Source organism: Mongoliimonas terrestris (genome assembly GCF_001927285.1).
Lineage (GTDB): Bacteria > Pseudomonadota > Alphaproteobacteria > Rhizobiales > Pleomorphomonadaceae > Chthonobacter > Chthonobacter terrestris.
On sequence record NZ_MSIG01000005.1, the window covers coordinates 330237 to 343037 of the forward strand.

Consider the following 12801-nt stretch of genomic DNA (forward strand, 5'->3'; position numbering starts at 1 on the left):
GAGCGAAACGAGTGGAACTGGCGGGTAGGGAACGTGGTGGTCGGCGCCGGAGGAGTGCCTTTGCCGCCCTTCCTCGTCATGGCCCGGTTCATCCGGACCAGCCACGCTTTACGCCGGCTTGAAAGCGCGAGTGGTCCGCCTGCGCGGACCTTGACGAGCGAAACGAGTGGGCTGGCGGGGAGGGAACGTGGTGGTCGGTGCCGGAGGAGTGCCGTTGCCGCCATTCCTCGTCATGGTCCGGTTCAGCCGGCACAGCCACGCTTTGCGCCGGCTTGAAAGCGTGGGTGGTCCGCCTACGCGGACCATGACGAGCGAGACGAGTGGGGCTGGCGGGGAGGGAACGTGGTGGTCGGTGCCGGGGTGGTGCCGTTGCCGCCCTTCCTCGTCATGGTCCGGTTCAGCCGGCACAGCCACGCTTTGCGCCGGCTTGAAAGCGTGGGTGGTCCGCCTACGCGGACCATGACGAGCGAGGCGGGAGACGGGGCGGTGAATGGCACTTTGACGCGGGGGCTCATCGTCATCGATCGACCTCCACGATCGTCATGGTCCGGTTCATCCGGACCAGCCACGCATACTGCCTAGCTGGGTGCCTGAGCACTGTGTGAGTGGTTCGCCAGTACGGACGATGGCGAGCGCTTTGACTGGCGGTCGGGGGACGGGTGGGGGGGTACGGGTGGCGCCTGTTGCTCCCGTCCGCAGCCGACGGAACCCACCGAGCGCGCCTGTCAGAGGCGCGGCTAAATCCCGCACCGCAAAGACCGGTTAGTGCGCGACCGCCGATTTCACCTGCTGGTCCAACAGATTGCACGACTCGCACAGGGCGTTGAAAACGCATTGGTATCACCTCCGCTTCGGCCGAAGGTGACTTCGGCACAGACCGAGACGGCGGACCCTGATGGGAATGGGGGCGGCGCGTTTATCGAGCCCGCCTATCGGGTCATCGTCGCCTGCGACAGACAGCCACCTCGTTTGGTTTCCACTCCGAACTAAAACAAGGGCACGGGGTCGAGGTGGCGAGGGCAGTGCCGATACGGCGGGTTCATGTCACCTTTCAGAGCCGGCGGACAGGACGGGATTGTCCGCATGGCCGAACGCCCGAGGAGGCCGTATGGAACTCGATCCACTGATCCTGGCGCGCATCCAGTTCGCCTTCACCATCTCCTTCCACATTATCTTTCCGGCCTTCACGATCGGCCTTTCGGCCTGGATCGCGACCCTGCTCGGCATGAGCCTTTGGACCGGCAACGTCCGCTACAAGGACCTCGCCCAGTTCTGGACAAAGATCTTCGCCGTGTCCTTTGCCATGGGCGTCGTCTCCGGCATCGTGCTCACCTACCAGTTCGGCACGAACTGGAGCGAGTTCAGCCTGGCGGTCGGCAACGTGATCGGCCCGCTGATCGGGTTCGAGGTGCTCACCGCCTTCTTCCTGGAGGCGTCCTTCCTCGGGATCATGCTGTTCGGCCGCGATCGGGTGTCGCCGGCGATGCACTTCACGGCGGCGGTGCTGGTGGCGGTCGGCACGGCCATCTCGGCCTTCTGGATCCTGTCGGCGAACTCCTGGATGCAGTTCCCGGCGGGCCACGAGGTCCGCGACGGCATCGCCTACCCGGTCGACTGGTGGCAGGTGATCTTCTCGCCGACGTTCGGCTGGCGGATGGTGCACATGCTGACCGCTGCCTACATCACCACCGGCTTCGTGGTGCTCGCCGTCGGCGCCCGCTTCTGGCTGAAGGGCAAGCATCTGCCGGAAGCCGAGACCATGATGAAGATGGCGCTCGGCATTCTCGTCGTGCTCACACCCGTGCAGGCGGTGATCGGCGACTTCCACGGCCTCAACACCTTGGAGCACCAGCCCGCCAAGATCGCCGCCATGGAGGCGCACTGGGACGGCACCCATCCGGCCGCGCTCGTGCTCTTTGCCATTCCGGATGTGGTCGCCGAGGTGAATCGCTTCGAGATCGCCATCCCGAAGCTCGGCAGCCTGATCCTCACGCACGATCTCAACGGTACCTTTCCGGGCCTGAAGCAGTTCGCGCCCGAGGACCGGCCGCCCGTGCTGCCCGTCTTCATTTCCTTCCGGGTGATGGTGGGCATCGGCCTCCTGATGATCCTCCTCTCCGGCCTCGGCGCCTTCGCCTGGTGGCGCGGCAAGCTGTTTCGGCCGAACCTTCTGATGCAGGTGTTCGCCAACACCTGGCCGCTCGGCTTCATCGCCGTGCTGGCCGGCTGGATCACCACGGAGATCGGCCGGCAGCCCTGGGTGGCCACCGGCCTGATGCGCACAGAGGACGCACTGTCGCCCGTCGGCGCCGCCACGGTGCTGACCTCGCTCATCCTCTTCGTGCTCGTCTACGCGGTGATCTTCGTGTCCGGCGGCTACTACATCAACCGACTGCTGGAAAAGGGTCCCGTCCGGCATGTGCCGAAGGAGCCCCTGCGTCCCACCCGTCCCATGGCGGCGGCGCAGGATTCCGGCCGCATCGCCCTCAGCGCGGGAGAGTGACATGGCCGAACTCGACCTTCCCCTGATCTGGGCCGGCATCATCGGCGTCGCGGTGATCCTCTACGTGATCCTCGACGGCTTCGATCTCGGCTGCGGCATCCTCTTCCCGCTTACCCGCGAGGAACACGAGCGGGACCAGATGATGAACTCGGTGGCGCCCTTCTGGGACGGGAACGAGACCTGGCTGGTGCTCGGCGGCGGCGGACTCTGGGTGGCGTTTCCCGCCGCCTACTCGATCATCATGCCGGCGCTCTACGTGCCGGTGCTGGTGATGCTGCTGGCGCTCATCTTCCGCGGCGTCGCCTTCGAGTTCCGCTGGGTGGCCAAGCCCAACCACCAGCTCTGGGACCTCGCCTTCTGGCTCGGCTCCACGGTGGCGGCCTTCGCCCAGGGCCTGATCCTCGGCGGCCTGCTGCACGGCATCGCCATGGAGCAGGGCCGCTTCTCCGGCGGCACCTTCGACTGGCTGTCGCCCTTCGCCATCATGTGCGGCTTCGGCGTGGTGGCCGGCTATGCGCTGCTCGGCGCCACCTGGCTGCACATGCGCGTGGCGGGCGATCTGGAGAGGCGGGCGAACGAATGGGCGAAGCCGCTTCTCCTCGCGCTGCTCGGCTTCATCCTGGTCGTCAGCATCTGGACTCCGCTCCACGTGGAGCGGATCGCGGCGCTCTGGTTCTCGTGGCCGAACCTTCTCTACCTGTCACCGGTCCCGGTGCTGACGCTGGTGCTGGCGGCGCTCGTCTGGAAGGGCCTCGACGACAAGGCGGCGGCAACGCCTTTCCTCGGCTCGGTCGGCATCTTCGTGCTCGCCTTCGCGGGGCTCGCCATCTCCAACTTCCCCTATCTGGTGCCGCCGAGCCTGACCGTGTGGGACGCGGCCGCCGCGCCGGAATCGCAGATGTTCCTGCTCGTCGGCGTGCTCATCCTCTTGCCGGTGGTGCTCGGCTACACGGTGTTCGTCTACTACACCTTCCGTGGCCGGATCCGGCCGGGGGAGGGGTACCACTGAAGGGGCGGCGGGTCGGCGCGGGCGGTGATCAGACCGACTGCGCCGGCCGCCGCTCAGGCCTCGTCCGTCGCCTCGCCGTCCTGGCGCAAGGGGCGGAAGCTCATGCGGTGGAGCGGGCAGGGGCCGTGGGCGAGGAGCGCCGCCCGGTGGCCGGGTGTGCCGTAGCCCATGTGGCGCTCGAAGCCGTAGGCGGGGAAGAGGCCGGCGTAGGCCGTCATCATCCGGTCGCGCGTGACCTTGGCGACGACGGAGGCCGCCGCGATGGCGGCAACCCGGCCGTCGCCCTTGACGATGGCGGCGCCCTTCAGCCCGCGTGCCGCGACGGCGGGCGGCACGTCCCGCCCGTCGACCAGCACGCCGACGGGGGTCACCGGCAGGGCCGCGAGCGCGCGGCCCATGGCGGCGAGCGTGGCGGCGCGGATGTTGATGCGGTCGATCAGCGCCGCGGAGGCGCTCGCCACCGCCACGTGATGGTCGCGGACGATGGCCTCGAAGCAGGCCTCCCGCTCGGCGACGGAAAGCTGCTTGCTGTCGGTAAGGCAGTCCGGGATCGGCGCGTCGGTGAGTACGACGGCGGCGGTGACCACGGGCCCCGCCCACGGGCCGCGGCCCGCCTCGTCTATGCCGGCGACGAGGCCCATCCAGCGGCGGGCGTAGAGGGCTTCGGTCGTGCGGTCGCACACCCCCGGCAGGAGGTCGGCGAACAGGTCCGCATCGGCTGATTCGAGCGCGCTCATGATGCCGACGGTGCCGGAAACCGGCGCGGGAGAAAAGGGCGGACGGAGACGGTGCCAGGTCGGGGCCGGCTCAGGCCTCGCCGGCGGCCATGCGCTTCAGCCAGTCGCCGAAGGTGCGGACCCAATGGCCGCCCGCCATCGCCTCCGGGTAGACGAACCAGTAGCTAGTGCCGGCGTCGAACGCCCGGTCGAACAGGATCTCCAACCGGCCGCTCTGGAGTTCGGACTCCACCAGGAAGCGCGGGACGAGGGCGACGCCGAGACCGGCGGCGGCGGCTTCCGCGATCATGGCGAACTGGTCGAAGCGGGCGCCGCGGTAGGCGGCGGCGGTCTCCACCCCGGCCATGGCGAACCAGTCGCGCCAGGCGTCCGGCCGGGTGGACTGGTGGAGGAGGGGGAGGGCTGCGAGGTCGGCGGGCGCCGCGACGCTGTAGCGGGCCCGGATGTCCGGTGCCGCGACAGGCACCACCGCCTCTCGGCAGAGGTGCTCGCAGACGGCGCCCGGCCACGTGGCTTCGCCGTGGTGGATGGCGGCGTCCTGGGTGTCCTCGGCGAAGTCGAATGGCGCGAGGCGTACCGTGAAGTTCACCGTCACCTCCGGGTGCGCCGACAGGAAAGCCGGCAGGCGCGGCATCAGCCAGCGGGTCGCGAAGGTGGGCAGGACGGCGAGGTTGAGCGTCGCCTCGGCGCCAACGCCGCTCATGACTTTTCGTGTCGCAACGGCCAGCCCTTCCATCAGCGGGGTGATGTCGCGGAGATAGGACCGGCCGGCGTCGGTGAGGATGACGCGCTGGTTTACCCGCTCGAACAGCGGCACGCCGAGCGCATCCTCCAGTTGGCGGATCTGGCGGCTGATGGCGCCCTGGGTGAGGTGAAGCTCGGCGGCGGCCCTGGAGAAGGAGAGGTGCCGGCCGGCGCTCTCGAAGGCCAGGAGAGCCGCGATGGAGGGAATCGATCCGCGCTGCATGAGGGTGCCTTGTTCCAGGCGAGATCATGAGCATTCCGCATGAGCCTGCCAGTAACTATCGCTTGAAGGCGCACGGGGTGAAGGAGATAACCGGAGCCGTGCCGTTCGGTGGCGAGCGCGGCCTTGCGGTTCTTGCCGTCGCAAGCCCCGCGCCGCCGCCCCGGACGCCTTCGCCGACCGATGCACCGCCGACCGCAGGACGCCCATGACCGAGACCGCCCGCCCCATCGCCGCCGACGTCGCCGCCATCCTGGAGCGCCTGGGCGTTCCGGCCTCGGCCGTGTCGGGCGGTCCGCTCGTCGCCCGCTCGCCGATCACCGGCGAGGTGGTGGCGGAGCTGAAGGACGCGGGCGCGGCCGAGATGACGGCGGCCATCGGCCGGGCGCACGGGGCCTATCTCGCCTGGCGTACCGTGCCGGCGCCGAAGCGCGGCGAGCTCGTGCGCCTCTTCGGCGAGGAACTGCGCGCCGCCAAGGCGGACCTCGGCCGGCTGGTGACGCTGGAAGCGGGCAAGATCATCTCCGAGGGCCTCGGCGAGGTGCAGGAGATGATCGACATCTGCGACTTCGCGGTCGGCCTCTCACGCCAGCTCTACGGCCTCACCATCGCCACCGAGCGCGTGTCGCACCGGATGATGGAGACCTGGCACCCGGTCGGCGTCGTCGGCGTCATCTCGGCATTCAATTTTCCCGTAGCGGTCTGGTCGTGGAACGCCGCGCTCGCCCTGGTGGCGGGCGACTCGGTGGTTTGGAAGCCGTCGGAGAAGACGCCCCTGACCGCGCTCGCCGTCGAGGCGCTGTTCCGCCGGGCGGCGGCGACGTTCGGCGGCGTGCCGGACGGGCTGCTGGAGGTCGTCGTCGGCGGCCGTGCGGCCGGCGAGGCGCTGGTGGACGACGCCCGCGTGCCGGTCGTCTCGGCGACCGGTTCGACCGCCATGGGCCGGGCCGTCGGCCCGCGTCTCGCCAAGCGCTTCGCCCGAGCGATCCTGGAGCTCGGCGGCAACAACGCCGCCATCGTGGCGCCCTCGGCGGACCTCGATCTCGTCGTGCGCGGCGTCGCCTTCGCGGCGATGGGCACTGCCGGCCAGCGCTGCACCACGCTTCGCCGGCTGATCGTGCACGACAGCGTCTACGACGCGCTCGTGCCGCGGCTGAAAAAGGCCTACGGCTCGGTGAAGGTGGGCGATCCGCGCGAGGCGGGCGTGCTGGTCGGTCCGCTGATCGACCCGCGCTCGTTCGACGGCATGCAGGCGGCGCTCGATGCGGCGCGGGCGGCCGGCGGCACCGTGACCGGCGGGGAGCGGGTCCGTGAGGACCTCGGCACTGAGGCCCGCTACGTGCGCCCGGCGCTGGTGGAGATGCCCGCCCAGGCCGAGATCGTGTGCCACGAGACCTTCGCGCCCATTCTCTACGTAATGCGCTACTCCGATTTCGACGAGGCGCTCGCCCTTCACAACGGCGTCCCGCAGGGGCTCTCCTCCTCGGTCTTCACCAACGATCTGCGCGAAGCGGAACGCTTTCTTTCCGTGGAGGGCTCCGACTGCGGCATCGCCAACGTCAACATCGGTCCTTCGGGGGCCGAGATCGGCGGCGCGTTCGGCGGCGAGAAGGAGACGGGCGGTGGCCGGGAAGCCGGGTCCGACGCGTGGAAGGCCTACATGCGCCGCGCCACCAACACCATCAACTACGGCCGCGACCTGCCGCTTGCGCAGGGCGTGACCTTCGACGTGGAATGAGGATCCGATCATGACCGCCATGCCGAAGCCCGTTGCCGACAAGGCCCCCGCTTTCCAGTGGGACGACCCGTTCCTCCTCGACGACCAGCTCACGGAAGACGAGCGGATGATCCGCGACAGTGCCCGCGCCTACGCGCAGGAGAAGCTGCAGCCGCGCGTGATCGAGGCCTATGCGGAGGAGCGGACCGACCCGTCCATCTTCCGCGAGATGGGCGAACTCGGGCTCCTCGGCGTGACGCTGCCGGAGGAGTATGGCTGCGCCGGCGCGTCCTACGTGGCCTACGGGCTCGTCGCGCGCGAGGTGGAGCGGGTGGACTCCGGCTACCGCTCCATGATGAGCGTGCAGTCGTCGCTGGTGATGTATCCGATCTACGCCTACGGCACGGAGGCCCAGCGCAAGCGCTACCTGCCGAAGCTGGCAAGCGGCGAATGGATCGGCTGCTTCGGCCTGACCGAGCCGGACGCCGGCTCCGACCCGGCAGGCATGCGCACGCGGGCGGAGAAGGTGGCGGACGGCTATCGGCTGACCGGCTCCAAGATGTGGATCTCCAACTCGCCGATCGCCGACGTGTTCGTCGTCTGGGCGAAGTCCGATGCCCACGACGGCCAGATCCGCGGCTTCGTGCTGGAGAAGGGCATGGCGGGCCTCTCGGCGCCGAAGATCGGCGGCAAGCTGAGCTTGCGCGCCTCCATCACCGGCGAGATCGTCATGGACGGCGTCGTGGTGCCGGAGGACGCGCTGCTGCCGAACGTCTCCGGTCTCAAGGGTCCGTTCGGTTGCCTCAACCGGGCCCGCTACGGCATCTCCTGGGGCGTGATGGGCGCGGCGGAATTCTGCTTCCACGCCGCCCGCCAGTACACGCTCGACCGCAAGCAGTTCGGCAAGCCGCTCGCCCAGACCCAACTGGTGCAGAAGAAGCTCGCCGACATGGAGACCGAGATCGCCCTCGGCCTGCAGGCGAGCCTGCGCGTCGGACGGCTGTTCGACGAGGGGCGGATGGCCCCGGAGATGATTTCGCTCGTCAAGCGCAACAACTGCGGCAAGGCCCTCGACATCGCCCGCCACGCCCGCGACATGCACGGCGGCAACGGCATTTCCGGGGAATATCAGGTGATGCGCCACATGATGAACCTGGAAACCGTGAACACCTACGAGGGCACCCACGACGTCCACGCCTTGATCCTGGGTCGGGCGATCACGGGGCTGCAGGCGTTCTTTTGAGGGGGCGTTCGGCGCGGATATGCAACCTCATGTCCCCGCCAAGATCGTCATGGTCCGCGAAGGCGGACCACCCACGCGTTCTTCTGTAGACATGTGAGACAGACCAAATCGTGGATGGTCCGCCTTCGCGGACCATGACGATCAGGAGGGTAGCGGACGCCGTCATGACCACCCCGAAACCCCTCGCCGGCATCCGTGTGCTCGAACTTGCCCGCATCCTCGCCGGGCCGTGGTCCGGGCAGCTTCTGGCCGACCTTGGGGCCGAGGTCATCAAGGTGGAGCGGCCGGGGGTGGGCGACGATACGCGGGGGTGGGGGCCGCCGTTCGTCACCGCGGCGGACGGGACGGCGTGGGGCGCGGCCTATTTCCATGCGTGCAACCGCGGGAAGCGATCCGTGGCGGTGGACTTCGAGCAGGCGGACGGGCAGCGCGTGGTGCGGGCGCTGGCGGCCGAGTGCGACGTGGTGATCGAGAACTTCAAGGTCGGCGGGCTCCTGAAGTACGGGCTCGACATGGCGGCGCTCCGCGCCCTCAACCCGCGCCTCGTCACCTGCTCCATCACCGGGTTCGGCGCAGACGGGCCCTATGCCAACCGGGCCGGCTACGACTTCATGATCCAGGGCATGGCCGGCATCATGGACGTGACCGGCGATCCGGCGGGTGAGCCGCAGAAGGTGGGTGTGGCGGTGGCGGACATCTTCACCGGCGTCTACGCCACGGTCGGCATCCTGGCGGCGCTCCGCCGGCGCGATACGACCGGAGTGGGCGGGCATGTGGACATGGCGCTTCTCGACAGCGCGGTCGGCATCCTGGCCAACCAGGCTATGAACTATCTCGTCTCCGGCCGGGCGCCGACCCGCCTCGGCAACGCCCATCCGAACATCGTGCCCTATCAGGTGTTCGCCGTTGCCGATGGGCACGTGATCGTGGCGGTCGGCAACGACGGCCAGCACAAGCGCTTCTGCGACGTGATCGGCGCCGGGCACCTTTCGGGCGAGCCCTACACGTTCAACCGCGACCGGGTGCGCCTGCGAGACGAACTGGTGCCGCTGCTGGCGCCCTTCGTCGCCCCGTTCACCCGCGACGACCTCCTTGCCCGCCTGGAGCAGGCCGGCGTGCCGGCCGGGCCGATCAACACCATCGCGGACGTGTTCGCGGACCCGCAGGTAGTCCACCGTGGCCTTCGCCTCGATCTCGTGGCGGCCGACGGATCGACCGTACCGGGGATCGCCTCCCCCATCGTGCTCGACGGCGTCCGTCAGGTGGCGAACGGGCCGAGCCCACGGCTCGGGGCGGACACGGCGGCCGTGCTCGGCGCCTTCAACATCGCACTTCCTTCTGCGGAGTCTGAGACTTGATGACGGATCTCCAAGCCCGTACCGGCGGCCGCATCCTGGTCGACCAGCTTCTGGCCCAAGGGGTGGAGCGCCTCACCTGCGTGCCGGGCGAGAGCTATCTCGCCGTGCTAGACGCGCTCCACGACGCCAGCATCGACGTGCTCGTCTGCCGCAACGAGGGCGGGGCGGCCATGATGGCGGAGGCCTACGGCAAGCTCACCGGCCGGCCGGGCGTCTGCTTCGTCACCCGCGGGCCGGGCGCCACCAACGCCAGCCCGGGGCTGCACATCGCCGCGCAGGACTCCACGCCGATGATCCTCTTCGTCGGGCAGGTGGAGAGCGCCATGAAGGGACGCGAGGCCTTCCAGGAGCTCGACTACCGCGCGGTGTTCGGCTCCATCGCCAAGTGGGTGGTGGAGATCGACGACGCGGCCCGGATCCCGGAACTCGTCGCCCGGGCGTTTCGCGTGGCGACGCAAGGGCGGCCCGGTCCGGTGGTGATCGCCCTGCCGGAGGACGTGCTCACCGATCTCGCCACCGTGGCGGACGCCCCGAAGGTGGAGCCGGTGGAGACCTGGCCGGGGCTCACCGACATGGTGCGGCTGCAGAAGCTGCTCTGGGCGGCGGAACGACCGCTCGTGATCCTCGGCGGATCCCGCTGGTCAGAGAAGGCGGTGCGCCAGATGGTGCGCTTTGCCGAGCGGTTCGACCTGCCGGTGGCGACGTCCTTCCGTCGCGCCACCCTTTTCCCGGCTAAGCACCCGAACTACGCCGGCGACGTCGGCATCGGGCCGAACCCGAAGCTTGCCGCGCGGGTGAAGGAGGCGGACGTGCTGGTGCTCGTCGGCGGTCGGCTCTCCGAGATGCCGTCGTCGTCCTACACGCTTCTCGACGTGCCGACGCCGCGCCAGACGCTCGTCCATGTGCACGCGAACGCGGAGGAGATCGGCCGCGTCTACCAGCCGGCGCTCGGCATCAACGCCTCGGCGAGCGCCTTCGCGGCGGCGCTGGAGACCGTGCATCCGCCCGTGTCCATCCCGTGGGGCGAGCGCACCCGGGAAGCGCGGGCCGACTTCCTCGCCTGGACCGAGACGCCGAAGACGCTGCCCGGCGCTTTCCAGTACGGCGAGGTGATGGCCTGGCTGCGTGCGCGGCTGCCGGAGGACACGATCGTCTGCAACGGCGCCGGCAACTATGCCATCTGGGTGCACCGCTACTGGCGGACCAACAGCTTCGCCTCGCAGTTGGCGCCGACCTCCGGCTCCATGGGCTACGGCCTGCCGGCGGCCGTGATGGCCAAGCGCCAGCGGCCGGAGAGCCCGGTGGTGTGCTTTGCCGGCGACGGGTGCTTCCTGATGAACGGCCAGGAGTTCGCCACCGCCGTCCAGTACGGCATCCCGATCGTGGTGCTGGTGATCGACAACGGCATGTTCGGCACCATCCGCATGCACCAGGAGCGCCACTATCCGGGCCGCCCCTCCGCCACGGCGCTGACGAACCCCGACTTCAACGCCTACGCCCGCGCCTTCGGCGGCCACGGCGAGACCGTATGGACGACGGAGGAATTCGCGCCCGCCTTCGAGCGGGCGGTGGCGAGCGGCAAGCCGGCCATCCTGCACTGCTTCATCGATCCGCAGGCCATCACGCCGGCGAAGACGCTGGACGAGATCAGCCTTGGCGGGTGAGCCGCGGCCCGGTGGGGCGGCGGACCGCCCGCCGACCGCCGCCGACACTGCTTTGGAAACGCCACGAGTTCCCCGACCCATGTCCTCCTACGACGTCGTCATCATCGGCGGTGCCGTCACCGGTTCCTCCGTCGCCTACCATCTGGCCGCCGACCCGGCGTTCACCGGCCGGATCCTGGTCGTGGAGAAGGACCCGTCGTACCAGCGCTGCGCCTCGGCGCTCTCCGCCGCCTCCATCCGGCAGCAGTTCTCCACGGCGGTGAACGTGGAGATCTCGCTCTACGGCATCGATTTCCTGCGCCGCCTGCCGGATGTGCTGGCGGTCGACGGCGAGCGGCCGGACGTGCAACTGCACGAAGGCGGGTATCTGTTCGTGGCGACGGCGGCGGGCCGGGACATCCTGGCGGCGAACCACGCCCTGCAGACCCGCCTTGGCGCCGACATCGTCCTTGAAGAACCCGCCGCCCTTCGCCAGCGCTTTCCCTGGCTCAACACCGACGATCTCGCCGTCGGCTGCCTCGGCCGGTCGGGCGAGGGGTGGTTCGACGGCTATGGGCTGATGCAGGCCTTCCGGCGCAAGGCTCGGTCGCTCGGCGTGACCTATCGGGCGGCGAGCGTCGTCGGCTTGACGATGGACAAAGACCGGGTGGTCTCGGTGACCCTCTCGGATGGCGAGACGATCGCCTGCGGGGCCGTGGTCAATGCGGCGGGGGCGGGTGGACGGGCGATCGCCGCCATGGCGGGCCTGGACATTCCGATCCAGGTGAAGAAGCGCATCATCTTCACGTTCAAGTGCGCCGACCCTGTTCCAGCCTGTCCGCTCCTCATAGACCCGTCGGGTGTCTATGTGCGGCCGGAGGGGGAGGGGTTCCTCTGCGGAACCCAGCCGCCGCCGGACCGCGACCCGGACGTGGACGACGACTTTGAGGTGGAGTGGGATCTCTTCGAGGACATCATCTGGCCGACGCTGGCGCACCGGGTGCCGGTCTTCGAGCGGATCAAGCCGGGGCGGGCCTGGGCGGGCACCTACGACATGTGCGCATTCGACCACAACGTGCTGCTCGGGCCGCCGTCCGCCGTGCCGAACCTTTTCCTCGCGAACGGCTTTTCCGGGCACGGGCTGCAGCAGTCCCCAGCGGTCGGGCGCTATCTGGCAGACCTCATCGTCCACGGACGGCCGCTTAACATGGATCTTTCGGTGCTCTCGCCGGACCGTGTGGCCGCAGGGCGTCCCGTCCTCGAAAAGAACGTGGTCTGACGGCGCGAACGGCAAGGCTGCTGCGCTGTATCGCCGGCTATGGCTACTCCGCCGCCTCGCGGTCGTCCTCCGCTTTTCGCGCAGCCGTGACCTTCGCGACAATCGTTTCAACCAACTGGGCGTCGATCTTCACATCAAACATCTGGTGGCGTCGATCGATCACGAGCAGACGGATGCTGCCGTCCGTCTCGTCGAATCCCGCCGACTGGGCGATGAACGTGTCTAGGGCCATGGAATTGTCCTGATAGCCTGCCGCCCTGCCCGGATTGTCCTTGGCCGTTTTCGTGGCCCCGAGCCCTCGTATCCGGGAAAACACTAACAGACGCGGCCCGTACGTCAAACGGCGAT

10 protein-coding genes are annotated in these 12801 nt (G+C 69.1%); 7 read left to right on the top strand and 3 right to left on the bottom strand.

Annotated elements, in window-relative coordinates:
* The first annotated feature begins 1108 nt into the window (after nucleotides 1-1108).
* Nucleotides 1109-2503, top strand: a complete 1395-nt coding sequence (locus BUQ68_RS09870) for a cytochrome ubiquinol oxidase subunit I (protein WP_075215782.1) — start codon at nucleotides 1109-1111, stop codon at nucleotides 2501-2503.
* A 1-nt stretch (nucleotide 2504) separates the two neighbouring features.
* Complete coding sequence (gene cydB, locus BUQ68_RS09875; RefSeq protein ID WP_075215783.1) at nucleotides 2505-3512, top strand: cytochrome d ubiquinol oxidase subunit II; 1008 nt, start codon at nucleotides 2505-2507, stop codon at nucleotides 3510-3512.
* Between the two features lie 53 nt (nucleotides 3513-3565).
* On the opposite strand, the gene BUQ68_RS09880 is transcribed toward cydB, so the two are convergent.
* Nucleotides 3566-4249 carry a ribonuclease HII gene (locus BUQ68_RS09880; protein ID WP_075215784.1) on the bottom strand — a complete coding sequence of 228 codons (684 nt, stop codon included), beginning with the start codon at nucleotides 4247-4249 and terminating at the stop codon, nucleotides 3566-3568.
* A 70-nt stretch (nucleotides 4250-4319) separates the two neighbouring features.
* On the bottom strand, nucleotides 4320-5216 hold the full coding sequence (gene gcvA / locus BUQ68_RS09885) for a transcriptional regulator GcvA (protein ID WP_075215785.1): 897 nt from the start codon (nucleotides 5214-5216) through the stop codon (nucleotides 4320-4322).
* Between the two features lie 205 nt (nucleotides 5217-5421).
* Between gcvA and amaB the strand changes: the two genes are divergently transcribed.
* The 5 genes from amaB (at nucleotide 5422) to BUQ68_RS09910 (ending at nucleotide 12453) form a co-directional block, all read left to right on the top strand.
* Nucleotides 5422-6951: an L-piperidine-6-carboxylate dehydrogenase gene (gene amaB, locus BUQ68_RS09890; RefSeq protein WP_075215786.1), complete on the top strand. Its 1530-nt coding sequence runs from the start codon at nucleotides 5422-5424 to the stop codon at nucleotides 6949-6951.
* Nucleotides 6952-6961: 10 nt separating this feature from the next.
* On the top strand, nucleotides 6962-8173 hold the full coding sequence (locus BUQ68_RS09895; RefSeq protein ID WP_075215787.1) for an acyl-CoA dehydrogenase: 1212 nt from the start codon (nucleotides 6962-6964) through the stop codon (nucleotides 8171-8173).
* Nucleotides 8174-8337: 164 nt separating this feature from the next.
* Complete coding sequence (locus tag BUQ68_RS09900) at nucleotides 8338-9531, top strand: CaiB/BaiF CoA transferase family protein (RefSeq protein WP_075215788.1); 1194 nt, start codon at nucleotides 8338-8340, stop codon at nucleotides 9529-9531.
* Nucleotides 9531-11195, top strand: a complete 1665-nt coding sequence (locus BUQ68_RS09905; protein ID WP_075215789.1) for a thiamine pyrophosphate-binding protein — start codon at nucleotides 9531-9533, stop codon at nucleotides 11193-11195. The genes BUQ68_RS09900 and BUQ68_RS09905 overlap by 1 nt, the downstream gene beginning before the upstream one ends.
* A gap of 79 nt (nucleotides 11196-11274) precedes the next feature.
* Nucleotides 11275-12453, top strand: coding sequence for an NAD(P)/FAD-dependent oxidoreductase (locus BUQ68_RS09910; RefSeq protein ID WP_075215790.1), 1179 nt, complete (start codon nucleotides 11275-11277; stop codon nucleotides 12451-12453).
* 43 nt (nucleotides 12454-12496) lie between these two features.
* On the opposite strand, the gene BUQ68_RS09915 is transcribed toward BUQ68_RS09910, so the two are convergent.
* Nucleotides 12497-12685 (bottom strand): hypothetical protein, encoded by a 189-nt coding sequence (locus tag BUQ68_RS09915; protein WP_075215791.1) that lies wholly within the window; start codon nucleotides 12683-12685, stop codon nucleotides 12497-12499.
* Between the last annotated feature and the right edge of the window lie 116 nt (nucleotides 12686-12801).